Origin of the sequence: Cellulomonas sp. P24 (assembly GCF_024704385.1) — a bacterium.
Taxonomy (GTDB): Bacteria; Actinomycetota; Actinomycetes; order Actinomycetales; family Cellulomonadaceae; genus JAJDFX01.
On the sequence record NZ_JAJDFX010000002.1, the window covers coordinates 117,153 to 139,758 of the forward strand.

Genomic DNA, 22,606 nt, shown 5'->3' on the forward strand with positions numbered 1-22,606 from the left:
GCGTCAGACCGCGGCGTCGGCGGCATACACATCCGGTGTGCCGTCGGCGTCGCTGTCGGTCTCCTCGGCCTCCGAGAGCTGGCGGTACACGCGGTTGCGTAGACGCAAGATTCCCGTGGCGAGCAGCGCGGCGGCGAGGGAGCCGAGGACCACCGCCACCTTGACGTGGTCGTCCCGCGTGCTGCCCGTCCCGAACGCGAGCTCTCCGACGAGGAGGGACACCGTGAACCCGATCCCGGCCAGGATCGCCAGCCCCAGCACATCGACCCAGGCCAGCCCCTCGGCGAGCTGCGCTCGGGTGAACCGCGCCATGAGCCAGGTCGCGCCGAAGATGCCGATCGGCTTGCCCACCACGAGGCCGACGACGATGCCGAGGGCGACGGGGTCGGTCAGCGCCGTCGTGAGCCCGCCCCACCCGCCGACCGAGACCCCCGCCGAGAGCAGGGCGAAGATCGGCACCGCCACCCCCGCCGAGAGCGGGCGGAACCGGTGCTCGAAGTGCTCGGCGAGCCCCGGCCCGGCGTCCGGACCCCCGGCGGCGTCGCTGCGGACGACCGGTACCGCGAAGCCGAGCAGGACCCCGGCGACCGTCGCGTGCACGCCCGACGCGTGGACGAGGGCCCACACCGCGGCGGCGAGCGGGAGGAGGAGCCACCAGGACCGCACGCGCCGCTGGACGAGGAACGTGAACAGGGCGAACGGCACGACCGCGATCAGCAACGGCGTGACGGTGAACTCGGCCGTGTAGAAGATCGCGATGATCGTGATGGCGATGAGGTCGTCGACGACGGCCAGGGTGAGCAGGAACGTCCGCAGCGCGGGCGGCAGGTGACGCCCGATCACCGCCAGCACGGCGAGCGCGAACGCGATGTCGGTCGCGGTCGGGATCGCCCAGCCCTGGACCTCACCCGTCGCTGCGGTCGCGTTCACGACGCTGTACAGGACCGCGGGCACGATCACACCACCGATGGCAGCCGCGACCGGCACGGCCGCCCGCCGCGGGTCGCGCAGGTCCCCCGCGACGAACTCGCGCTTGAGCTCGAGGCCCGCCACGAAGAAGAAGATCGCGAGCAGGCCGTCGGCCGCCCAGGCAGAGGCGCTGAGCTCGAGGTGGAGCGCTGCCGGACCGAACGTGGCGTCGCGCACCGTCGCGTACCCGTCCGCCCACGGCGAGTTCGACCACACCAGGGCGACCACGGCACCTGCCATCAGCAGAGCGCCACCGATGGTCTCCTGACGCAGGATGTCGGCGATGCGGACGACCTCGGGCCACGACCCGCGGCCGAACACACGGGGAACGCGGCGGGAGGTATCAGTCATGGAGGCTCCAAGTCGTGGGGTCGCATCAGATGCTGCCGACCAGACTTCCCGGCTCACCGGTCACCAGCCTACGTGACCTCGTAGCGCGTCCGCCGGACGGCGATCAGCCGAGGTCGCGCACCGCCCGCGCCTCGACGTCCTGCATCACGGTGTCCGCGACCTCGGCACTCACCTCTCCGTGCCTCCGTGCCTGCAGCACCACGGTGCGCTCGGCCTCGCTCGCGCGATGCAGCAGCTGCTCGAGCTCACCCGGGTAGTCCACGGCGTCGTCGGCACCCGCACGCGCGCTGCCGAGCGCCGTCTGCGCCGCGAGGAACCCCTCGTACTGCAGGATCACCGCTGCACGGACCGACGGCGGCACCTGATCGGTCGGTGCGACGGCGCGCACCGCCTCGAGCGCGGCCTCGGTGGCCCGACGACGAAGCGAGGCGACCTCCCGCGGCACGTCGGACTCGCTTCCCACCGCGAGTGCCTTGACCAGCGGTGCGAGCGTCAGCCCCTGCACCACGAGCGTCACCAGGACCGTCACGAGCGCCATGAAGACGATCTGGTCCCGGACCGGGAACGGAGCCCCGGCGTCCGTCGTCGTGGGGAGCGCGAGCGCCGTCGCGACCGTCACGACTCCGCGCATCCCGGCCCAGGCCGCCACGACCGTCTCGCGCGGACCGTACGGGGACGCCGTCCGCTGGCGGCCGCGTCGCAGCCGCGCGAGAGCCGTCGCCGGGAACATCCAGCCGAACCGCACCGCCACGAGGACCGCGACGACCAGCGCCGCGACCTGCACCGTCCGCGTGGCGACGTGGCTGCCCTTCAGGACCTCCGTGAGCTCGAACCCGATGAGGACGAACACGAGGCTCGTGATGACGTAGTCGGCGTACCGCCAGACGGCTCGGCCGAGCAGCCACCCGCCGGAGGTGACCGCGGTGTGCGAGTACGTCCTGAGGAACAGGCCGACGGTGAGCACCGCGAGCACCCCTGAACCGTGCAGCTCCTCCGCCACGAGGTAGACCACGAACGGCACCGCCACGGTCACGGTCGTCTCGGCGGTCGCGTCGTGCAGCGCGGCCAGGGCGAACCGGCTCAGGACACCGGCCACCAGCCCGATCGCGATACCGCCGACCACCGCCAGGACGAGGCCCCCGCCGATGTCCACGAGGGACACCCCACCGGTCACGACGGCGGCGACGGCCAGCTTGTAGAGCACCAGAGCGGTGGCGTCGTTGAACATGCCCTCACCCTCGAGGACCGTCACGAGCCGGTCGGGAAGCCGGAGCCGGCGAGCCACCGCGGTAGCGGCCACCGGGTCCGGAGGTGCCACGACCGCACCGAGGACGACGGCAGTCGGCCAGTCGAAGCCGGCCAGCCGCACCGCGCCCGCGACAGCCGCGGTGCTCGCGACGGTCAGCCCGACGGCGAGGAGCAGGATCGGTCGCGCGTCCTGCCGGAACTCGTTGGCGGTCGCGCGCTGGGTGGCGGCGAACAGCAGCGGAGGGAGGACCACCGGGAGGATGATCGACGGCTCGATCGTCAGCGGCGGCACGCCCGGCACCAGGGGCATCGCGAGACCGAAGACTGTGAGCAGCACCGGCAACGGCACCCGGAGACGATCCGCCAGCGGGGTGAGCACGACGACCCCGGTGAGGAGAACCGCCCACAGCACGACGCTCGACATGTCCCCCTCCTCGGCTGTCCGGGTTCGGCACCGCAGCACCCCACCCTCCGGGTGCGCGCGGACAGCGCCCCGGTCCAGGCGTCAGTCTGTCGGACCGCTGCCCGCGGCGCGAGCCTCGCCCGGGCTGCCCGGGCCGCGGCCGGACCGCCGGAGCAGCACGCGGGCCCCGGGACAGCTCGTGTCCCGGGGCCCGCGTGGATCAGATCTGCTCAGTCCTTCTCGCGCACCACGGTGCCGAGCTCTTCACCGATCTTGTGCACGAGGATCGAGTTGGTCGTCCCCGCCTGCCCGACCGGGGCACCCGAGACGACGACCACCAGGTCGCCTTCCTCCGCGAGCCCGTGGGCGCGGAGGGTCGCGTCGACCTGCGCCACCATCGCGTCCGTGTTCGGGACGGGCGGGACCTGGTAGCTCTGGACGCCCCAGCTCAGCGAGAGAACCGAGCGAACCGCGGCGATCGGGGTGAAGGCGAGCAGCGGGATGCCCGACCGCAGGCGCGACATCCGCCGTGCCGAGTCCCCGGTCTGCGTGAACGTCACGAGGTACTTCACGCCCAGCGTCTCGCCGACCTCGGCAGCTGCCCGCGTGATCGCCCCACCGCGCGTCTGCGGCGACGACCCGAGGGGAGCCATCCGCTCACGACCGAGCTCCTCGGTGTTCTCGATGATCCGCGCCATGGTCCGCACGGCCTCGATCGGGTACTCGCCGACACTCGTCTCACCGGAGAGCATCACGGCATCTGCACCGTCGAGCACCGCGTTGGCGCAGTCCGACGCCTCGGCCCGGGTCGGACGCGGCGCCGAGATCATCGACTCGAGAACCTGCGTGGCGACGATGACCGGCTTCGCGCTCCGGCGGGCGAGCTCGACGGCACGCTTCTGGACGAGCGGGACCTGCTCGAGGGGCATCTCGACGCCGAGGTCACCGCGGGCGACCATGATGCCGTCGAAGGCGTCGATGATCTCCGCGAGGTTCTCGACCGCCTGCGGCTTCTCGACCTTGGCGATGACCGGGATTACGCGGCCCTCTTCCTCCATGATCCGGCGCACGTCGTCGTAGTCGGACGCGTTCCGCACGAACGACAGCGCGATCAGGTCGGCACCGATGTTCAGGGCCCACCGGAGGTCGGCCTCGTCCTTGTCGGACATCGCCGGGACGGACACCGCGACGCCCGGCAGGTTCAGGCCCTTGTTGTTCGAGACGGGTCCGCCGACCTCGACGCGGGTCACGACGCGCGGGCCTGTGACCTCGATGATCCGGACCTGGACCCGGCCGTCGTCGATCAGGATCGGGTCACCCACACGGGCGTCGCCGGGAAGACCCTTGTGCGTGGTCGAGGCCAGCTCCTTGGTGCCCTGGACGTCCTCGGTCGTGATCGTGAAGATGTCACCCTCGGCGAGCTCGACCTTCTCGTCGATGAAGCGTCCGAGGCGGATCTTCGGGCCCTGGAGGTCGACGAGCACGGCCACCGATCGACCCGAGGCGTTCGCGGCGGCACGCACGTTGTTGTAGACCCGCTCGTGAACCTCGGTGTCACCGTGGCTGCGGTTGAGTCGGGCCACGTCCATGCCCGCATCGACCAGGGCCTGGATCTGCTCGGCGGACTCGGTGACCGGTCCGATGGTGCATACAATCTTCGCTCTGCGCATGGAATGAAGCCTAGGCCTTTCGTGGAGTACGAGTTCCGGGTCCTCGGTCCTGAGGCTCGTGGTGACGCTCCAGGTATGGGAGGTGTAGGGGGAAGCGGGGGCTCAGGGTCGCAGAGCCACCGTGGCAGCGGTGATCGGTGCAGGGAGCTCGCTGCCTCCGGACAGGTAGGCGTCCACCGCGGCGGCCGCAGCGCGACCCTCGGCGATCGCCCAGACGATCAGCGACTGTCCGCGGCCGGCGTCGCCGGCGACGAACACCCCGGGGACCGAGGTGGCGAAGTCCTCTCGGCGGGCGACGAGACCACGCGCGGTGAGCTCGACGTCGGTCTGCTCGACGAGGGTGCTGGTCTCCGGACCGGTGAACCCCATCGAGATCAGGACCAGATCGGCCGGGATGTCCCGCTCCGTGCCTGTGGTGGGCACCCGTCGACCGTCCGGAAGGTACTCGGTCGTCGCGAGGCGCAGGTGGCGGACGTGCCCGTCCTCGTCGCCGAGGAACGCGACCGTCGAGGCCAGGTAATCACGCTCCCCGCCCTCCTCGTGGGAGCTCGAGACCTCGAAGACGACCGGGTCCATCGGCCACGGCTGCGTCGCCGGCCGCTCCGTCGGAGGCCGCTTCCCGATCGCCAGGGTCGTGACCGACGCGGCCTGCTGCCGGAGAGCGGTACCGAGGCAGTCCGACCCGGTGTCGCCACCGCCGATGATGACGACGTGCTTGCCCGCGGCGGTGATCTGGTCCGGGACCTCGACGCCGGCCGCGGCCTGGTTCGCCTGGTGCAGGTACTCCATCGCGACGTGGACACCCTCGAGCTCGCGCCCTGGCAGGGACAGCTCGCGCGGGACCGTTGCACCCGTGGTGATGACGACCGCGTCGAACCGCGCACGCAGCTGCTGCCAGGTGATGTCGCGACCGACCTCCACCCCCGGCCGGAAGCGGGTGCCCTCGGCTTCCATCTGCGCGATCCGACGATCGATGTGATGCTTCTCGAGCTTGAAGTCCGGCACGCCGTACCGCAGCAGCCCGCCGATCGCGTCGTCCCGCTCGTACACCGCGACGGTGTGGCCGACCCGCGTGAGCTGCTGTGCCGCGGCGAGTCCGGCCGGGCCCGACCCGACGACGGCCACCGTCGAACCGGTGAGTCGTTGGGGCACCTGCGGCTGGACGAGACCGCGAGCGAACGCCTCGTCGATGATCGCGACCTCGACGCTCTTGATCGTCACGGGCGGCTGGTTGATCCCCAGCACGCACGACGACTCGCACGGTGCGGGGCAGATGCGCCCGGTGAACTCCGGGAAGTTGTTGGTCGCGTGCAGACGCTCGATCGCATCCGCCCACTGCCCCCGGCGCACGAGGTCGTTCCACTCGGGGATCAGGTTGCCGAGCGGGCAGCCGTTGTGGCAGAACGGGATCCCGCAGTCCATGCACCGCGACGCCTGGCGACCGAGGAGGGCCCGGTCGTCCGGTTTGCCGACCCGGTACTCGTGCACCTCCTTCCAGTCCAGCAGGCGGACCGGGACCGGCCGGTCCGCAGGCAGCTCGCGGCTGCGGTACGTGAGGAAGCCTCGCGGGTCAGCCACGTGCCACCTCCAGGATCTGGTCCCATGCCCCCGGAGTCGCCGGGTCGAGCCCGTCGGCCTTCGCCTTCTGCAGCGCGAGTGTCATCCGCGCGAACTCGTGCGGCAGGACGCGCGTGAACCGCGCCCGCACCGCGGCCTCGTCGGCGAGGAGCTCGGCCGCGCGCGGCGAGCCGGTCTCCTCGTGGTGGCGAGCGAGCAGCGCCATGACGGTGGCGGTGTCGGCGTCGTCGAGCGGCGTGATGCTGAGCTCACCGTTCGCGACGGCCGACGCGTTGAGCGCGCTGGTCCGCAGGTCGAGGACGTACGCCGTCCCGCCTGACATGCCCGCGGCGAAGTTCCGCCCGGTGGAACCGATGATCACCACGGTCCCGCCCGTCATGTACTCGCACGCATGGTCCCCGACGCCCTCGACCACGAGCGTCGCGCCGGAGTTCCGCACCGCGAACCGCTCACCGACCGTGCCCCGCAGGAAGATCTCCCCCGAGGTCGCGCCGTACCCGATGACGTTCCCCGCGATCACGTCCCGGTCCCCCACGAGGACGGCGCTCCGGTCGGGACGCACCGCGATGGTGCCGCCCGAGAGCCCCTTGCCGACGTAGTCGTTCGCGTCGCCGAACAGCCGCAGCACGATCCCCTGCGGCACGAACGCACCGAAGGACTGACCGGCCGAGCCGTTCAGCGTGATGTCGATCGTGCCGGGTGCGAGCCCGTCGTTCCCGTAGCGCAGCGCGACCTCGTGACCGAGCATCGTCCCGACCGTGCGGTTGACGTTGCGGATCGGCAGCGCGATCCGCACCGGCTCGCGTCGCTCCAGCGCGTCCGTCGCCAGGGCGATCAGCTGGTTGTCGAGCGCCTTGGCCAGCCCGTGGTCCTGCTCGGAGGTGTGATGCAGCGCCGCCCCCGGGGCGACCTGCGGCGGGGACAGGACCGGGCCGAGGTCCAGGCCGTCCGCCTTCCAGTGGTGCACCGCCGCGCGGGTGTCGAGCGCCTGGACCTGCCCGACGGCCTCCTCGATGCTCCGGAAGCCCAGCTCGGCCAGGAGCTCGCGGACCTCCTGCGCGATGAACTCGAAGAACGTCACGACGAACTCGGGCTTGCCGGAGAACCGCGCGCGCAGCTCAGGGTTCTGCGTGGCCACGCCCACCGGGCACGTGTCGAGGTGGCACACACGCATCATGACGCAGCCGGACACGACGAGCGGGGCGGTCGCAAAACCGAACTCCTCCGCCCCGAGCAGGGCGGCGACCACCACGTCGCGACCCGTCTTGAGCTGACCGTCGACCTGCACGACGATCCGCTCGCGAAGGCCGTTGAGCACCAGCGTCTGCTGGGTGTCGGCGAGCCCGATCTCCCAGGGCCCGCCTGCGTGCTTGAGGGACGTGAGCGGACTCGCTCCGGTGCCGCCGTCGTGACCGGAGATCAGGACGACGTCGGCGTGCGCCTTCGAGACCCCGGTCGCGACGGTACCGACCCCGACCTGGCTCACGAGCTTCACGTGGACCCGGGCGTCCGGGTTCGCGTTCTTGAGGTCGTGGATGAGCTGGGCGAGGTCCTCGATCGAGTAGATGTCGTGGTGCGGCGGCGGTGAGATCAGGCCCACCCCTGGCGTCGAGTGCCGGGTCGCGGCGATCCGCGGCGACACCTTGTGCCCGGGGAGCTGACCGCCCTCGCCGGGCTTCGCGCCCTGGGCCATCTTGATCTGCAGGTCGTCGGCATGCGTCAGGTAGTCCGCGGTCACCCCGAACCGGCCGGAGGCCACCTGCTTGATCGCGCTGCGTCGTTCCGGGTCGCGGAGCCGGTCCGGCTCCTCGCCGCCCTCGCCGGTGTTCGACTTGCCGCCGAGCCGGTTCATCGCGATCGCCAGGGTCTCGTGCGCCTCGGGAGAGATCGACCCGAACGACATCGCCCCGGTGCTGAAGCGCTTGACGATCTCGCTGATCGGCTCGACCTCGTCGATCGGCACCGGTGGGCGCTCGCCCTCCTTGAACGTCAGCAGGCCGCGCAACGTCATGAGGCGCGACGACTGGTCGTTGACGCGCTGCGTGTAGGAGCGGAAGACGTCGAACTGCCGGGTCCGGGTCGAGTGCTGCAACCGGAAGACCGTCTCCGGGTCGAAGAGGTGGTCCTCGCCGTCCCGACGCCACTGGTACTCGCCACCGACGGCGAGGCGCTGGTGCGCACGGCGGTTGCCGCTCGCCGGGTAGGCGTCGGCGTGCCGCGCGGACACCTCGGCGGCGATGACGTCGAGCCCGATACCGCCGAGCCGGCTCGTCACCCCGGTGAAGTAGCGGTCCACGAGCGCCTCGGAGAGCCCGATGGCCTCGAACACCTGGGCGCCGCGGTACGACGCGATCGTCGAGATGCCCATCTTGCTCATGACCTTGAGCACACCCTTGCCCAGGGCCTTGATGAGGTTCGCGACCGCCTTCTCCGGGCCGACCGGCAGGTAGCCGGAGATCGCGAGGTCCTCGACGGACTCCATGGCCAGGTACGGGTTCACGGCGGCAGCCCCGAAACCGATCAGCAGCGCGACGTGGTGCACCTCGCGCACGTCACCCGCCTCGACGACCAGCGACACCCGGGTCCGCGTGTGACGGCGCAGGAGGTGGTGGTGGACCGCGCTCGACAGGAGCAACGACGGGATGGGCGCGAGGTCGGCGTCGGAGTCACGGTCGGACAGGACGATGAAGCTCACGCCCTCCTCAACGGCCTGGTCGACCTCGGCGAAGATCTTCTCGAGTCGGGCCTGGAGCGCCTGACCGCCGCCCTCGGCGCGGTAGAGGCCGCGGATCGTGACGGACCGGAAGATCCCCGCGAGCGCCGGGTCGCGGTCGATGCGCACGATCTTCGCAAGCTCGTCGTTGTCGATCACAGGGAACGGCAGGATGAGCTTGCGCGCGTGCTCGGGCGTGTCCTCGAGGAGGTTCGGCTCCGGCCCGATCGCCCCGCCGATCGACGTCACGAGCTCCTCGCGGATCGCGTCCAGCGGCGGGTTGGTGACCTGGGCGAACAGCTGGGTGAAGTAGTCGAAGAGGAGCCGCGGCCTGCTCGACAGGACGGCCAACGGGGTGTCGGACCCCATCGCCCCCAGCGGCTCGGCACCGTTCGACGCGAGGGGCTGGAGGATGACCCGCAGCTCCTCCTCCGTGTAGCCGAACGCCCGCTGACGCCGGCGCACGGAAGCCGCCGAGTGTGCGACGTGCTCGCGCTCGGGAAGCTGTTCGAGGCGCACCGACCGCTCGGCGACCCACTGCGCGTACGGCCGCTGGGACGCGAGCTGCGACTTGATCTCGTCGTCCTCGACGATCCGGCCCTGGGCCGTGTCGACGAGGAACATGCGGCCCGGCTCGAGACGTCCCTTGCGCACCACGGTCGACGGGTCGAGGTCCAGCACCCCAGCCTCGGAGGCCAGCACGACGAAGCCGTCCTCGGTCACCCAGTAGCGCCCGGGACGCAGCCCGTTGCGGTCGAGGACCGCGCCGATCAGGGCGCCGTCGGTGAAGGCCAGGGCCGCCGGCCCGTCCCACGGCTCCATGAGCGTCGAGTGGTACTCGTAGAACGCCCGCCGGGCCGGGTCCATCTCGGTGTGGTTCTCCCACGCCTCCGGGATCATCATGAGGACCGCGTGCGGGAGCGAACGCCCGGCGAGGTGCAGCAGCTCCAGGACCTCGTCGAAGCTCGCGGAGTCGCTGGACTCCTCCGAGCACACGGGAAGCAACGGTGTGAGGTCGCCGAGCATCTCGCTCGCCAACGTGCCCTGACGCGCCGCCAGCCAGTTGCGGTTGCCGCGCACCGTGTTGATCTCACCGTTGTGCGCGATCAGTCGGAACGGCTGCGCGAGGGGCCACGACGGGAACGTGTTCGTCGAGAACCGCGAGTGCACGAGCGCGAGCTCGCTCGCGTAGCGCGCGTCGGACAGGTCCGGGAAGAAGGGCTCGAGCTGCGCCGTCGTCAGCATGCCCTTGTACGTGAGCGTGCGAGCGGACAGGGACGCGAAGTAGACGCCGAGCTCGTGCTCGGCCCTCTTGCGGAGCCGGAACGCGCGTCGGTCCAGGTCGATGCCCGCGAGCTCGCGCGACGGGTCGGCGACCACGAGGTGCCGGAAGGCGGGCATCGCCGCGCGGGCGGTCGGGCCGACGAGGTCCGCGGTGACCGGGACGTCGCGCCAGGCCAGGACCTCGAGCTTCTCCTCGACCGCGATCGCCTCGAGCGCCGCCACCGCGGCGCGCTGCTCGTCGGCGTCGACCGGCAGGAACGCCATGCCGATCGCGTAGGCACCCGGAGGCGGCAGCTCGGCGTCGACGACGTCGCGCAGGAACGCGTCGGGGATCTGCGTGAGGATCCCGGCACCGTCACCGCTGTCCGGCTCCGAGCCGACCGCACCCCGGTGGTCGAGGTTGAGCAGCGCGGTGAGACCCGCGTCGACGATGTCCCGGCCGGGCGTCCCGCGCAGGGTCGCGACGAACGCGACGCCGCACGCGTCGTGCTCGAACGCAGGATCGTACAGACCCGTGGACGAGGTCGCCTCGGGCACGACCGACCGCTGCAACGACGAGGGCATCGACACCGTCCTCCATGACCCCGGCACTGAGCCGGGATGCGACAAGACTTCAGGGGGTTGCGGGACGTCATTGGCCCAGGCGTGACGCACGATACCCCGCGTACGGACCACCGGGCATCGACGCCACGACAAGAGGAGAGGCCACGACCGCCTTACGCGATCGACCGGTCCTCGGCATCCTCGTCCTGCACCACGATCGGTGTGCGTCTGAGGTCGGTGTCACGTCCGGGGTGCCGACGTCCCACCACGACAAAGGCTACCAGCGCACCCAGACCGACCAGGATCGACGTCCAGACGTTGAGGCGCAGCCCGAGCACCTGGTGCGCCGTGTCGATCCTGAGCATCTCGATCCAGCCACGACCCGCGGTGTAGAGCAGCACGTAGAGCCAGAAGACCCGACCGTGCCCGAGGCGCCACCGGCGGTCCAGGTAGACGAGCAGAGCGGCAGCCGTGAGGTTCCACACCAGCTCGTACAGGAAGGTCGGGTGGTACAGCGTTCCCACGGCCGCGCCGGCAGGCAGGTGCGCGGCATCGATCTCGAGACCCCACGGAAGGGTCGTCGGACCACCGAAGATCTCCTGGTTGAACCAGTTGCCGAGCCGACCGATCGCCTGGGCCACGAGGAGCGCGGGAGCGAGCGCGTCCGCGAACGGAGGCATGCGCACCCCCTGGCGACGGCACCCGATCCACGCACCCAACCCACCGAGGGCGATCGCCCCCCAGATGCCGAGACCGCCCTCCCAGATGGCGAAGGCCCGCCACGGGTCCCCGCCTCGGCCGAAGTACGCGTCCGGCGACGAGACGACGTGGTACAGCCGTCCGCCGACGATCCCGAAGGGCACCGCCCAGAAGCTGACCTCGAGGACCGTGTCGGCGTCGCCGCCTCGTTCGACCCAGCGGCGCCTGGCGATCCACAGCGCGACGCCGATGCCCGTGAGGATCGCCAGCGCGTACGCGCGCAGCGGGACGACGCCGATCGTCCACACGCCCTGGGACGGGCTCGGGATCGAGCCCGCAGCGCCCTGGACGAGGGTCATGATCACCGGGTCGACCTGCGGATCCCTGCCGCCAGGTCCGTGACCACCGTGCGCAGCGCGCGGATCCCGTCGGCACGGTCCGGTGCCTCGGCGAGCGGGCGGACGAGGGCCGAACCGACGATCACCCCGTCCGCGTAGCGGGCGACCTCGGCGGCCTGGTCCGCACGCGAGACGCCGAGCCCGACGCAGACGAGGTCCGCACCTGCGTCCCGGGTGTCCCGCGCGAGGCGCTCGGCCTGCGAGCCGACCGTCGCCCGCTCACCGGTCACCCCCATGGTCGATGCGACGTACACGAAGCCGCGGGACGCGGCAGCAGCAGCAGCGAGCCGCTCGGGTGACGAGCTCGGGGCCACCAGGAACACCCGGTCCAGCCCATGCGCGTCCGATGCCGCGATCCACTCGGCGGCCTCGTCGGGGATCAGGTCCGGTGTGATGAGCCCGGCACCACCCGCGGCGCCGAGATCGCGCGCGAACGCCTCCACGCCGTAGCGGACCACCGGGTTCCAGTACGTCATGACGAGCACCGGCGCCCCCGATGCCGCGATCTGCTCGACGGCACCGAACAGGTCGCGCACCCGCGTCCCGCCCGCGAGGGCCTGCTCGACCGCACGCTGGATCTGCGGGCCGTCCATCACGGGGTCGGAGTACGGGATGCCGAGCTCGACGACGTCGACCCCGGCGTCGACCATCGCGCGCGCCGCCTCGATCGACCCGGCCAGGTCCGGGAACCCGAGCGGCAGGTACCCGACCAGCGCGGCCCTGCCCTCGTCCCGCAGCGTGAGCAGGCGAGACGCCGTGACGCTGGTGGTTCCTGTGGTGCTCATCGGTCGCCCCCGTCGGTGGCGTCGTGCGCCGAGTAGCCGGACGCCGAGTCCTCGTCGAGCAGCCCGAACCACCGGGCAGCGGTCTCGACGTCCTTGTCCCCCCGACCGGACAGGTTGACGAGGATCAGCCCGTCCGGGCCGAGCTCCTTGCCGACCTCGAGCGCCCCCGCCAGGGCGTGCGCCGACTCGATCGCCGGGATGATCCCCTCGGTACGGCACAGCAGGCGGAAGGCGTCCATCGCCTGCGTGTCCGTCACGGGCCGGTACTCCGCGCGATGGATGCTCGCGAGCCAGGAGTGCTCGGGCCCGACACCCGGGTAGTCGAGACCGGCGGAGATCGAGTGGCTCTCGATCGTCTGCCCGTCCTCGTCCTGGAGGAGGAAGGATCGTGCCCCGTGCAGCACCCCGGGGACGCCGGCCGTGATCGTCGCCGCGTGCCGACCGGTCTCGACGCCGTCGCCACCTGCCTCGAACCCGAGCAGGCGCACCCCACGGTCGTCGAGGAACGCATGGAAGATGCCGATCGCGTTGCTGCCCCCGCCGACGCACGCGGCCACCACGTCAGGGAGCCGCCCGGTCAGGTCGAGGACCTGCTGACGCGCCTCCTCACCGATGATCTTCTGCAGGTCGCGCACCATGGCGGGGAACGGGTGCGGCCCGGCCACCGTCCCGAAGACGTAGTTGGTGGTCCCGACGTTGGTCACCCAGTCGCGCAGCGCCTCGTTGATCGCGTCCTTGAGCGTGCGCGACCCGGTCGTCACCGGGACGACCTCGGCACCGAGCAGGCGCATCCGCGCGACGTTCAGCGCCTGCCTGCGGGTGTCCTCCTCGCCCATGTAGATCGTGCAGTCGAGGTCGAACAGGGCAGCGGCCGTCGCCGTCGCGACACCGTGCTGACCGGCGCCCGTCTCGGCGATCACGCGCGTCTTGCCGATCCGCTTGGTCAGCAGCGCCTGCCCGAGGACGTTGTTGATCTTGTGGGAGCCGGTGTGGTTGAGGTCCTCGCGCTTGAGGATGATCCGGGCCCCACCGGCATGGGCGGCGAACTTCGGGACCTCGGTGATGATGCTCGGCCGCCCGGTGTAGGTCCGGTGCAGCCGCATGAGCTCCTCGCCGAAGCCGGGGTCGACCTTCGCCTTCTGGTACTCGGTGTCGAGCTCGTCCAGAGCCGCGATCAGCGCCTCCGGGACGAACCTGCCCCCGAACTCCCCGAAGTACGGCCCCTGGCCCGTCGCGAGCGAGTCGGCGATCGATCCCGACCCGGCCGGGGTGCCGGTGTCGCCCGGCACCCGGTCCGGACCCTGTCCCTCAGCTGAAGTACTCACTGCCCTGCTCTCGTGATGGGGTTCGGTCGGTCTCGTCAGGTCGACGAGCCCGGGCGACGACGAGGATCGGCGGTGCGGCCGATCCCGCACACCCCTCCCCTGCCGCCGGCGTGGTCGGCGTCGCGCAGCACGTCAGTGACGGACCGCACGGAGCGACGGGTGCGAGCCCGCGGCGACGAGGTCCGCGACCGAGTCCCGCGGCGCGTCGTCGGTCACGAGCGCCTCGCCGACGAGGACGGCGTCGGCCCCGGCGCGCGCGTAGTCCATGACGTCGTGCGGTCCCCTCACACCCGACTCGGCGATGCGGACGATCCCGCTCGGGATCAGCGGGGCCAACCGCGAGAACGTGTCCCGGTCGACGTCAAGGGTCTTGAGGTCACGCGCGTTCACGCCGATCACCCGAGCACCGGCATCGGCCGCCCGCGCGACCTCCTCACCGGTGTGCACCTCCACGAGCGCGGTCATCCCGAGCGAGTGGACCCGCTCGATGAACGACGTCAGGACCGTCTGCTCGAGCGCCGCGACGATCAGCAGGACGAGGTCGGCGCCGTGGGCCCGAGCCTCCCAGATCTGGTACGGGGAGACGACGAAGTCCTTGCGCAGGACGGGGATGTCCACCGCGGCCCGGACCGCGTCGAGGTCGGCGAGGCTGCCCTTGAAGCGACGCTGCTCGGTCAGCACCGAGATCGCGGCGGCACCGCCCTTCTCGTACTCCGCCGCGAGGGCCGCCGGATCGGTGATCGGTGCGAGCGAGCCCTTGCTCGGGCTCGACCGCTTGACCTCGGCGATCACCCCGACGGCGTCCTCGGCACGCAGTCTGCTCAGGCACTCCTTCGCCTCGGTGACCCGCGCAGCCCGCTCCTTGAGCGCGCTCAGCGGCGTGCGGCTCTCCCGCTCGGCGAGGTCCTCCTTGACCCCCACGATGATGTCGTCGAGCACGGTCATGGACCGTCACCTCCCAGTCGCCTGGCAGGCCCCGCCCCACCGTCGGGTGCCTGCATGCTGACAGCCATCGTAGAGGGGTCCCCGGACTCGGCCGACCAGAGTGATCAGCACCTGGACCTCACCGTCCGGCAGTGGTTCCGGCGCTACGGCGCCAACCACGGCGCCAGCACGGGGATGTTGCGCAGGATCCCGAACGCGAGCAGCACCGCGAGCCCGACCAGCGCCCGGCGCGGCGACAGCGGCCGGAACACCGCCTCACCCCGCCATGCCCGCACGCTCATCCGGAGCCACCCGAGGACGAGGAACGGCACGACGAGCACGAACAGCGGGTTCATGCCCCAGGCTGCGGCAACGTCGGCGTGCGCGAGGTCGTAGACCGCGCGGGTGGAGCCGCACAACGGGCAGTACAGACCCGTGAGCAGGTAGAGCGGGCACCCGAGGTACGAGCCCGCCTGGTAGGGGTCGTGCCAGGCGACGAGGGCCGTGAGGCCGATCGCCAGGGACCCGACCGCCGCCGGAGCACGAAGACCCGCGAGCCGGGCGGCCACGGGCCGATCCGCCTCGCAGAGCTCGGTGATGGCCATGGTCCCCGTCACCCGCCGCGATCCGGTCAGTGCCCGCCGGAGGCGGCCTGACGCGCCAGGGTGTTCGCGCCACCCTGGCCGTAGCCGAGGACCTGGAGGACCTTCCCGGCGAGGCCACCGGCGACCATCACGACGATCCCGACCCAGAAGAGCCAGACGGTCGAGAAGACGACGGCCAGGGCCGACACGAGCCCGCCGAGCACCACGACGATCGTGGTCGTCCACGCCGCGACGGTGTGCCCGTGGTTGCTCGGAGGTGCGCTCGGGGGGAGCCAGGCGGTGGTGCCCGTCGACTCGGCGTTCTCCGTGGACTGCTCGGCCATCTGCCAGTGCCTTTCGCTCGGTTCAGGTGCACCTTATCCGATGGGCCTGCGCCCCTCGTCGATCAGGTCGGGTCGTCGCCGCGGGTCAGGGCGTCCCAGGCACTGTGGTCGTCGTCCGGCACGGTGGTGGTCCGCACGTCATGGCGTGACGAGGTCGACCAGGCGCCGGAGACGCGCGCGACGAAGGCCCCGACCACCACGACCGCCACCCCGACCACGGCCGCGACGTACGGGAACGCGGTGAGCCGCACCGGACCTGACAGGGCACCCGCACCGGTCTGCTCGGCCGCGACGGCGGTCGCGACCGGAACCGGGTCCGCGATCACACCGAGCGCCGTCGCCGTCACGAGGATCCCGGCGGCGACCACGACAGCCACGACGACCCACCGCCCCACGCGACCGACCAGCGAGAGCGCACCGCCGGCGGCGAGCAGCACCAGAGCCGCGGCACCGATCGCCGTCGACGCCCGCGTGCCCGAGATCGCGATCGCGACGTGCGCGTCCAGCGCCGTCGAGCCCTCGGTCCGCACCCAGGCCGGTGCCGCGGCGGCGAACACGATCCCTGCGGTGAGGAGCACGACGAGGATCGCACGTCCCCTGCTCACGGGTCGGCGGCCACGCGCCTCGGTCACGTCGCTCATCGGAGGGCCTGGCGCAACCGGCTCGCGACCTGCACCGCACGCACCGCCGCGGCCGCCTTGTTCCGGGACTCCAGGTACTCGGCCTCCGGCACGGAGTCCGCGACGATGCCACCACCCGCCTGGACGCTGGCCCGGCCGTCGCGGATGAGCGCCGTCCGGATCGCGATCGCCATGTCCATGTCCCCGGCGAAGTCGAAGTACCCCACCGTGCCGCCGTAGATCCCGCGCCGCGCCGGTTCGAGCTCATCGATGAGCGCCACCGCGCGCGGCTTCGGCGCACCGGAGAGCGTCCCGGCCGGGAAGGTCGCGGCGAGGACACCGAGCGCCGTCGCACCCTCACGCATGTGCCCGACGACGGTCGAGCAGATGTGCATGATGTGGCTGAAGCGGCGCACCTCCATGAAGTCCACCACCTCGACGCTCGCGGGCTCGCAGACCTTCGCGAGGTCGTTGCGCGACAGGTCGACGAGCATGACGTGCTCGGCACGTTCCTTGGGGTCGGCGAGCAGCTCGTCGACGAGGCTCCGGTCCTCCTCCGGGCTGGCACCACGCGGCCGCGAGCCGGCGATCGGGAACGTCACGACGCGCCGGTCGGTGACCTTGACGAGCGTCTCCGGGCTCGACCCGACCACAGCGAAGTCGTGACCGTCGGCGTCCTGGAGCTGCAGGTAGTACATGTAAGGGCTCGGGTTGATCGTGCGCAGCACCCGGTAGACGTCGAGCGGCGAGGCGGGGCAGTCCAGGTCGAGACGCTGGGACAGCACCACCTGGAAGACCTCACCGTCGCGGATCGCCTCCTTGCCCGCCAGGATCGACGCCACGAAGTCCTCCTTGGCGGAGCGGAACTCCAGCGCCGGCTCCGGGGCGTCGACGAGCACCGCCGCCGCGGCCGGAGCCGGGTGCAGCAGGTCACGCTGCATCGCGTCCAGACGGTCGACCGCGTCGGCATAGGCCTCGTCGACCCGCTCGTCGGTCGCATCGAAGTTGATCGCGTTCGCGATCAGCCACACCGACCCCTCGGCGTGGTCGATCACCGCCAGGTCGCTCGCGAGGCACAACGTCATCTCCGGGACGCCCAGCTCGTCAGGCGCAGCTGCAGGGAGCGTCGGCTCCCACCGCCGCACCACGTCCCACCCGAGCGCCCCGACGAGCCCTCCGGTCAACGGTGGGAGACCCGGCACCGCTGGCGTGCGGAGCACCTCGAGAGCCTGCGCGAGCACGTCCATCGGCGCACCCGTCGTCGGGACCCCGGTCGGGACGTCACCGGTCCACACGGCCTCGTCGTCGCGGACCGTGAGCGTGGCACGGGACCGCACCCCGACGAACGAGTACCGGGACCAGGTCCCGTCGCTGCCGGCCGACTCGAGCACGAACGTCCCCGGCCGGGCCTGCGCGAGCGTGCGGTACAGGCCCACCGGGGTCACGTCGTCCGCGAGCAACCGCCGCACCACCGGGATCACCCGACGGTCGGACGCCATCGTGCGGAACGTCTCGAGCGACGGCCACACCGCGCCCCAGCGGACGTCGGCCGCCTCGACGACGACACCGCGGCCGGGCTCGCCGACAACGGGCACCCCGCTCACGACCGTTCCCCGGGCACGCCCGCGCCCGCCAGCCCGTCCACGGCCGGGAGGAACCCGCCGGCGTCGAAGCAGGTGCGCGCGCCGGTGTGGCAGGCCGCGCCGACCTGCTCGACCTTGACCAGCAGGGCGTCGCCGTCGCAGTCGAGCTGCACGGACCGGACGAGCTGAAGGTGACCGGACGTGTCGCCCTTGCGCCAGTACTCCTGCCGCGACCTGCTCCAGAACGTCACCCGCCCGCTCGTCAGCGTCCGCCGAAGCGCCTCGTCGTCCATCCAGCCGAGCATGAGCACCTCGCCCGAGTCGTGCTGCTGGATCACCGCAGCCACCAGGCCGTGAGGATCCCGGGTCAGCCGTGCGGCGATGTCGGGGTCGAGCGAGGGCTGCGACGCTCCGTCGGACGAGAGGGGGAAGTCGGTGCGGACACGATCCGATCTTCCCACGTCCCGACCGCACCCCCTCGACCGGTCCCGCACCCGTCGAGGAGAGCAGCGTCGCCCGGCGCTGCCCGGCGCCGAACCCTCCCGTCGACCGCCGCAGCGCCCCCACCTGGCACTGGCCCTCAGCGACCCGTGCCACGATGGCGCCATGAGCTGGCACCTGCACGAGCGGATGGCCCTGGTGGATGCACTCCGGGAGGCGGGTCCGACCGCGCCGACCCTCTGCGCCGGTTGGGAGGCGCGTCACGTCGCCGCCCACGTGCTGCTCCGCGAACGGTCACCGCGTGTCGGTGTCGGGCTCGCGATCCCGGCCCTGACACCACAGTCCGACCGACTCACGGCCGCGCTCGCGGACACCGCGCGGGAGCCCGCCGACTTCGCCGAGCTCGTCGACCGGGTGGCTCGACCGGTATCGCGCTGGACGCCTGTCGCCTGGGCCGGGGACGCGGCGAACCTCGTCGAGTTCCACGTGCACACCGAGGACGTGCGGCGCGGCGCGGGCCCGGTGCCCCCTCGGGTCCTCGAGCCCGAGCTCGTCGCCGCGTTGTGGGAGCACCTCGTGCGGGCCGCGCGGCTCGCCTACCGCCGTTCCCCTGCCGGCGTCGTGCTGGTCGTGCCCGGCGGCCCGCGCAAGGCCGTCCACCGGCCGCACGACGGCCACGGGACCGTCGCAGTGCGCGGGGAGGTGGGTGAGCTCACCCTGCACGCGCTCGGACGTGGCGCTGCCGCCGCCGTCGAGGTCGTGGGCGCCCCGGAGGACGTCGCCGCGCTTCAGCAGGTGCTGCCGGGCGGCTGAGCCCGGTCGGCACCGGCTCGGTGCACGCCGAGGTCGCTCCCGTGCCTCACCGGCTCGCGCGCTGCGCGGCCCCGGGCTCGGGCGCCTGCGCCCGCTCAGCGCACCGTGACCCCGCCCGCGCGCAGGTGCGCCTTCACCTGCTCGATCGTCAGCACGCCGAAGTGGAACACGCTCGCCGCCAGGACGGCGTCCGCACCGGCACGGGCCGCGGCGAGGAAGTGCTCCGGCGTGCCCGCACCACCGCTCGCGATCACCGGCACCCGGACCTCTCGACGCACCGCGGCGATCATCTCGAGGTCGAAGCCCGCGGTCGTGCCGTCGGCGTCCATCGAGTTGAGCAGAATCTCCCCCGCTCCCCGCTCCGCGGCCTCGACGGCCCAGGCGACGGCGTCGATGCCGGTGCCGCGCCGTCCGCCGTGCGTCGTGACCTCGAACCCGGACTCCGTCCTCGTGTCGCCCGTGACGCGGCGGGCGTCCACGGACAGGACCAGTACCTGGCTCCCGAACCGCTCCGCGATCTCCGCGACCAGCTCCGGTCGCGCGATGGCGGCGGTGTTGACACCGACCTTGTCCGCACCCGCGCGGAGCAGCCTGTCGACGTCGTCGGCGGACCGCACCCCACCCCCGACAGTCAACGGGACGAAGACCTGCTCCGCAGTCCTGCGGACGACGTCGTACGTCGTCTCACGATCGCTCGAGGACGCCGACACGTCGAGGAACGTGATCTCGTCCGCGCCCTCGGCGTCGTAGCGGCGCGCCAGCTCGACCGGGTCGCCCGCGTCACGGAGGTTCTCGAAGTTGACCCCCTTGACGACACGACCGGCATCGACGTCGAGGCACGGGATCACACGAAGCGCAAGGGACACGACCTTCTTCTCCTCAGCTGGTGGGTGAGGACGACGGCGCCGTCGACGGCGCGATCGTCACGGGCGGTGAGACCGGCGCCGTGGGCTTGGTGGCAGCAAGGATGTCGACCACGAACACCAAGGTCGCACTCTGCAGCTCGCTGCCCGCCGGGCCGCCGAGCCCGAACGACGGCGGGACGACGACCATCACCTGACTCCCCACGGTCTGCTCGACGAGCCCCTGCGACCAGGCACCGAGCCCCGCGAGGCTGAACGACACCGGCAGACCCGTCGACCAGGTCGAGTCCACGACGGCACCGGTCGCCCAGTCGACCTCGGTGTACTGGATCGTCACCTCGGCGCCGGTGGGCACCTGGTCCCCGGTCCCCTTGATCAGCGGCACGACCGTGAGGTCGGTCGGCGGCGTGGTGGTCGTCGGCGTGATGGTGGGCGCCCCGTCCGCCGCGAGGGTCACGATCGGCATCCCGGGTCGGGCCGGGACCGGGTCACCCTCGGCGCGGGTCGCGAGGACGTCCATCACGATCACCGTCGGGAATGTCATCCCGCGGGCGGCGGACGCCGGGCTCACCTCGACGATGCGGGCCCCGACCCGCTGCCCCCGGAGCGCGGCGAAGAGGTCCGTGCCGAGGCTCTCCTTCGTGAGGAGGTAGGGCTTCGGGCTCGTCGTGTAGCTCTCGGCCACGACCGCACCTGTCTCGGCGTTCTCGAGCCAGTAGTCGATCAGCACCGGCTTCCCCTCGACGAGTGCGCTCCCGGTGCCGGCCCAGACCACGGTCGAGCTGGGCTCCGTCACCGTGAGCGGCGCCCGGAACCGCAGCGTCGGAGAGGCACCCGGGTCCCCGCCGACCTGCACGTCCGCCGCACCGTCGCTGTTGCGGGTGCACCCCGCCACGAGGAGCACGACAGCGAGAGCCACGGCGATCAGTCGGCGCACGGACTTCCTCTTCAGTCGTGGTGGAGATCGGGCAGACCTGCCCGGGGACGTCGATTCTACGGGGCGCCCCGCCCCGGGCCGGGTCCCACCGGCTCGGCTGCATCGGCCCGGCTACATCGACTACATCGACTCGATGAGCCGCTCGACCCTCTCGTCCACGCTGCGGAACGGGTCCTTGCACAGCACCGTCCGCTGCGCCTGGTCGTTCAGCTTGAGGTGCACCCAGTCGACCGTGTAGTCGCGCTTCGCCTCCTGAGCACGCCGTACGAAGTCCCCCCGGAGCTTCGCGCGGGTCGTCTGCGGCGGGAGCGCGGTCGCCTCGAACACCTCGAGGTCGGTCGTCACCCGCTCGACGAGCCCGCGGGCAGCGAGCAGGTTGTACAGCCCCTCGGTGCGCGAGATGTCGTGGTACGCGAGGTCGAGCCGTGCGACCCGGACGTCCGACAGCTCGAGACCGTGCTTGGCGCGGTACCTCTCGATCAGCCGCAGCTTGATGACCCAGTCCAGCTCCCGCTCGACGAGGGTGAGGTCCCCGGTCCGCATCGCCCGGAGCCCTCGCTCCCAGAGGTCGATCACGCGCGCGGTCATGGCGCTCGGCTCGCCCTCGTGCTGCACGAACTCCACGACCCGCGCGAGGTACTCCTCCTGGAGGTCCAGGGCGGTGGCCGTGCGCCCGTTCGCGAGCTGCACCGGGTGCATCCCCGTCATGTCGTGGCTGATGTCACGGATGGCCCGGATCGGGTTCTCGAGGGCCATGTCCCGCATGGGGACCCCGGCCTCGATCATCCGCAGGATCAGATCCGTCGCACCGACCTTGAGCATCGTCGTGGTCTCGGCCATCGAGGAGTCACCCACGATCACGTGCAGCCGTCGGTAGTGCTCGGCGTCCGCGTGCGGCTCGTCGCGCGTGTTGATGATCGGCCTCGACCGCGTGGTCGCGCTCGACACCGCCTCCCAGATGTGGTCCGCACGCTGCGAGAGGCAGTACACGGCGCCGCGCGGCGTGGTGAGCACCTTCCCCGCGCCCGTGAGGACCTGGCGGGTGATCAGGAACGGGACCAGGACGTCCGAGAGCCGGCTGAAGTCGCCCTGGCGTCGCACGAGGTAGTTCTCGTGGCACCCGTAGGAGTTCCCGGCGGAGTCGGTGTTGTTCTTGAAGAGGTGGACGCGGCCGTTGATCCCCTCGTGCTCGAGGCGCTGCTGCGCGTCGGCGACGAGCCCCTCGAGGATCCGCTCCCCGGCGCGGTCGTGGGTGATGAGCTGTCGCACGTCGTCGCACTCGGCCGTGGCGTACTCGGGGTGCGAGCCGACGTCGAGGTACAGGCGTGACCCGTTGCGCAGGAACACGTTCGAGGACCTGCCCCACGCCACGACCTTCCGGAACAGGTAGCGCGCGACCTCGTCGGCGGACAGGCCGCGGCCCTCGGTCGAGGCGCACGTGACCCCGTACTCGGTCTCGAGCCCGAAGATGCGGCGGTCCATCTGTTCCTCCTGCAGGGTGTCGCGGGGCCGGCTGCCCGGGTCGATCGAG

18 protein-coding genes are annotated in these 22,606 nt (G+C 71.7%); 1 reads left to right on the forward strand and 17 read right to left on the reverse strand.

Annotated elements, in window-relative coordinates; genetic code table 11:
• Positions 1-3 precede the first annotated feature (3 nt).
• From nhaA to hisI, 14 genes are all read right to left on the reverse strand, one after another.
• Positions 4-1,320 carry a Na+/H+ antiporter NhaA gene (gene nhaA / locus LJB74_RS00655; protein ID WP_259306720.1) on the reverse strand — a complete coding sequence of 439 codons (1,317 nt, stop codon included), beginning with the start codon at positions 1,318-1,320 and terminating at the stop codon, positions 4-6.
• A gap of 103 nt (positions 1,321-1,423) precedes the next feature.
• Entirely contained in the window at positions 1,424-2,992 is a 1,569-nt protein-coding gene (locus tag LJB74_RS00660; protein ID WP_259306721.1) for a Na+/H+ antiporter, read from the reverse strand.
• A 209-nt stretch (positions 2,993-3,201) separates the two neighbouring features.
• Complete coding sequence (gene pyk / locus LJB74_RS00665) at positions 3,202-4,641, reverse strand: pyruvate kinase (protein ID WP_259306722.1); 1,440 nt, start codon at positions 4,639-4,641, stop codon at positions 3,202-3,204.
• 102 nt (positions 4,642-4,743) lie between these two features.
• Positions 4,744-6,219: a glutamate synthase subunit beta gene (locus LJB74_RS00670; RefSeq protein WP_259306723.1), complete on the reverse strand. Its 1,476-nt coding sequence runs from the start codon at positions 6,217-6,219 to the stop codon at positions 4,744-4,746.
• The gene (gene gltB / locus LJB74_RS00675) at positions 6,212-10,780 is read right to left on the reverse strand and encodes a glutamate synthase large subunit (RefSeq protein ID WP_259306724.1); all 4,569 of its coding nucleotides are present in this window, start codon (positions 10,778-10,780) and stop codon (positions 6,212-6,214) included. The genes LJB74_RS00670 and gltB overlap by 8 nt, the downstream gene beginning before the upstream one ends.
• Before the next feature lie 152 nt (positions 10,781-10,932).
• Positions 10,933-11,817 (reverse strand): prolipoprotein diacylglyceryl transferase, encoded by an 885-nt coding sequence (lgt, locus tag LJB74_RS00680; RefSeq protein ID WP_259306725.1) that lies wholly within the window; start codon positions 11,815-11,817, stop codon positions 10,933-10,935.
• Positions 11,818-11,819: 2 nt separating this feature from the next.
• Positions 11,820-12,641 (reverse strand): tryptophan synthase subunit alpha, encoded by an 822-nt coding sequence (trpA, locus tag LJB74_RS00685; protein ID WP_259306726.1) that lies wholly within the window; start codon positions 12,639-12,641, stop codon positions 11,820-11,822.
• The gene (trpB, locus tag LJB74_RS00690; protein ID WP_259310242.1) at positions 12,638-13,891 is read right to left on the reverse strand and encodes a tryptophan synthase subunit beta; all 1,254 of its coding nucleotides are present in this window, start codon (positions 13,889-13,891) and stop codon (positions 12,638-12,640) included. The genes trpA and trpB overlap by 4 nt, the downstream gene beginning before the upstream one ends.
• 207 nt (positions 13,892-14,098) lie before the next feature.
• A complete protein-coding gene (trpC, locus tag LJB74_RS00695; RefSeq protein ID WP_259306727.1) occupies positions 14,099-14,911 on the reverse strand; it encodes an indole-3-glycerol phosphate synthase TrpC in 813 nt (270 codons plus the stop codon).
• Between the two features lie 143 nt (positions 14,912-15,054).
• Complete coding sequence (locus LJB74_RS00700; protein WP_259306728.1) at positions 15,055-15,495, reverse strand: DUF2752 domain-containing protein; 441 nt, start codon at positions 15,493-15,495, stop codon at positions 15,055-15,057.
• Between the two features lie 26 nt (positions 15,496-15,521).
• Positions 15,522-15,818, reverse strand: coding sequence for an HGxxPAAW family protein (locus LJB74_RS00705; protein WP_259306729.1), 297 nt, complete (start codon positions 15,816-15,818; stop codon positions 15,522-15,524).
• 62 nt (positions 15,819-15,880) lie between these two features.
• Entirely contained in the window at positions 15,881-16,459 is a 579-nt protein-coding gene (locus tag LJB74_RS00710) for a Trp biosynthesis-associated membrane protein (protein ID WP_259306730.1), read from the reverse strand.
• Positions 16,456-17,937 (reverse strand): anthranilate synthase component I, encoded by a 1,482-nt coding sequence (locus LJB74_RS00715; protein ID WP_259310243.1) that lies wholly within the window; start codon positions 17,935-17,937, stop codon positions 16,456-16,458. The genes LJB74_RS00710 and LJB74_RS00715 overlap by 4 nt, the downstream gene beginning before the upstream one ends.
• 101 nt (positions 17,938-18,038) lie before the next feature.
• The gene (gene hisI / locus LJB74_RS00720) at positions 18,039-18,482 is read right to left on the reverse strand and encodes a phosphoribosyl-AMP cyclohydrolase (protein ID WP_259306731.1); all 444 of its coding nucleotides are present in this window, start codon (positions 18,480-18,482) and stop codon (positions 18,039-18,041) included.
• Between the two features lie 145 nt (positions 18,483-18,627).
• Between hisI and LJB74_RS00725 the strand changes: the two genes are divergently transcribed.
• Positions 18,628-19,275 (forward strand): TIGR03085 family metal-binding protein, encoded by a 648-nt coding sequence (locus LJB74_RS00725; protein ID WP_259306732.1) that lies wholly within the window; start codon positions 18,628-18,630, stop codon positions 19,273-19,275.
• A gap of 95 nt (positions 19,276-19,370) precedes the next feature.
• Here LJB74_RS00725 and hisF read toward each other — a convergent pair whose 3' ends face one another.
• The 3 genes from hisF to pafA form a co-directional block, all read right to left on the reverse strand.
• On the reverse strand, positions 19,371-20,141 hold the full coding sequence (gene hisF / locus LJB74_RS00730; RefSeq protein WP_259306733.1) for an imidazole glycerol phosphate synthase subunit HisF: 771 nt from the start codon (positions 20,139-20,141) through the stop codon (positions 19,371-19,373).
• Between the two features lie 13 nt (positions 20,142-20,154).
• Entirely contained in the window at positions 20,155-21,075 is a 921-nt protein-coding gene (locus LJB74_RS00735) for an FKBP-type peptidyl-prolyl cis-trans isomerase (RefSeq protein WP_259306734.1), read from the reverse strand.
• A gap of 120 nt (positions 21,076-21,195) precedes the next feature.
• The gene (gene pafA, locus LJB74_RS00740) at positions 21,196-22,557 is read right to left on the reverse strand and encodes a Pup--protein ligase (RefSeq protein ID WP_259306735.1); all 1,362 of its coding nucleotides are present in this window, start codon (positions 22,555-22,557) and stop codon (positions 21,196-21,198) included.
• Positions 22,558-22,606 lie beyond the last annotated feature (49 nt).

Coding starts and splice junctions, on each gene's coding strand:
- trpA (WP_259306726.1), bottom strand. CDS start 12,641: ATGAGCACCACAGGAACCACCAGCGTCACGGCGTCTCGCCTGCTCACG.
- LJB74_RS00715 (WP_259310243.1), bottom strand. CDS start 17,937: ATGGCGTCCGACCGTCGGGTGATCCCGGTGGTGCGGCGGTTGCTCGCG.
- LJB74_RS00725 (WP_259306732.1), top strand. CDS start 18,628: ATGAGCTGGCACCTGCACGAGCGGATGGCCCTGGTGGATGCACTCCGG.
- lgt (WP_259306725.1), bottom strand. CDS start 11,817: ATGACCCTCGTCCAGGGCGCTGCGGGCTCGATCCCGAGCCCGTCCCAG.
- gltB (WP_259306724.1), bottom strand. CDS start 10,780: ATGCCCTCGTCGTTGCAGCGGTCGGTCGTGCCCGAGGCGACCTCGTCC.
- LJB74_RS00700 (WP_259306728.1), bottom strand. CDS start 15,495: ATGGCCATCACCGAGCTCTGCGAGGCGGATCGGCCCGTGGCCGCCCGG.
- nhaA (WP_259306720.1), bottom strand. CDS start 1,320: ATGACTGATACCTCCCGCCGCGTTCCCCGTGTGTTCGGCCGCGGGTCG.
- LJB74_RS00660 (WP_259306721.1), bottom strand. CDS start 2,992: ATGTCGAGCGTCGTGCTGTGGGCGGTTCTCCTCACCGGGGTCGTCGTG.
- pafA (WP_259306735.1), bottom strand. CDS start 22,557: ATGGACCGCCGCATCTTCGGGCTCGAGACCGAGTACGGGGTCACGTGC.
- pyk (WP_259306722.1), bottom strand. CDS start 4,641: ATGCGCAGAGCGAAGATTGTATGCACCATCGGACCGGTCACCGAGTCC.
- LJB74_RS00705 (WP_259306729.1), bottom strand. CDS start 15,818: ATGGCCGAGCAGTCCACGGAGAACGCCGAGTCGACGGGCACCACCGCC.
- trpC (WP_259306727.1), bottom strand. CDS start 14,911: ATGACCGTGCTCGACGACATCATCGTGGGGGTCAAGGAGGACCTCGCC.
- LJB74_RS00710 (WP_259306730.1), bottom strand. CDS start 16,459: ATGAGCGACGTGACCGAGGCGCGTGGCCGCCGACCCGTGAGCAGGGGA.